The organism is Streptomyces sp. NPDC006476, assembly GCF_040612015.1.
Lineage (GTDB): Bacteria > Actinomycetota > Actinomycetes > Streptomycetales > Streptomycetaceae > Streptomyces > Streptomyces griseorubiginosus_B.
Map to the genome: position 1 here is coordinate 1 of NZ_JBEXPK010000324.1, position 1,112 is coordinate 1,112.

Annotated in this window: 1 protein-coding gene; it reads left to right on the plus strand. The window is 70.4% G+C overall.

What is annotated here, in order from left to right:
• Positions 1–118: 118 nt before the first annotated feature.
• On the plus strand, positions 119–1,112 hold a 994-nt coding region (locus tag ABZZ74_RS54335), incomplete at its 3' end, for an IS481 family transposase (protein WP_356951473.1).

Consider the following 1,112-nt stretch of genomic DNA (forward strand, 5'->3'; position numbering starts at 1 on the left):
TGTTCTGTCTCGGGAGGTTGTGGACGGGTGAGCCAGGTCTCAGCTGAGGGATCTTGAACGGGTGAGGGCCTTCCCGTTCGGTGTGGATTGCGACGTCTACACCGACAGAAAGGCCCTCGTGCCCCACCGTAATGCACCCCTGACCGAGACCGGCCGCCTGCGCCTGGCCCGCTGCGTCGTCGACGACGGCTGGCCGCTGCGGCGGGCCGCCGAACGCTTCCAGGTCTCGCCCACCACGGCCCAGCGGTGGGCCGACCGCTACCGGCAGCTCGGCGAGGCCGGCATGGCCGACCGCTCCAGTCGCCCGCGCCGCAGTCCTGGCCGCACTCCGACCCGCACCGAGCGACGGATCATCAAGGTCCGCCTGTTGCGCCGGTGGGGACCGGCCCGCATCGCGCACTTCCTGCGCCTGGTGCCCTCCACCGTGCACCGGGTCCTCACCCGCTACCGTCTGGCCCGCCTGTCCCATCTGGACCGGGCCACCGGCCGTGTCGTGCGCCGCTACGAACGCGACCGGCCCGGCGAACTGGTCCACGTCGACATCAAGAAGCTGGGCAACATCCCCGACGGCGGCGGACACAAGGCCCACGGCAGGGCCCAGGGCAGCCGGAACAGTTCCGCACACCGCGACCCCGCACGGCCCCGCACCCGTCACGGCCGCCCCAACCTCGGCTACAGCTACCTGCACACCGCCGTCGACGACCACTCCCGCCTCGCCTACAGCGAGATCCACGCAGACGAGAAGAAGGAGACCGCCACCGGCTTCTGGCAGCGGGCCCACGCCTTCTTCACCCAGGCCGGCATCACCGTCGAGCGGGTACTGACCGACAACGGCTCCTGCTACCGCTCACGCGACTGGCGCGACGCGCTGGCAGCGGCCGGGATCACCCACAAGCGCACCCGGCCCTACCGGCCCCAGACCAACGGCAAGGTCGAACGCTTCAACCGCACCCTGCTGGAGGAGTGGGCCTACGCCCGTCCCTACCGCTCCGAAACCGAGCGCCGTGAAGCGTTCCCGCACTGGCTGCACACCTACAATCACCACCGCGGACACACCGCACTGAAAGGGCAACCACCCGCCAGCCGCGTCCCCAACCTCACGGGTCAGTACA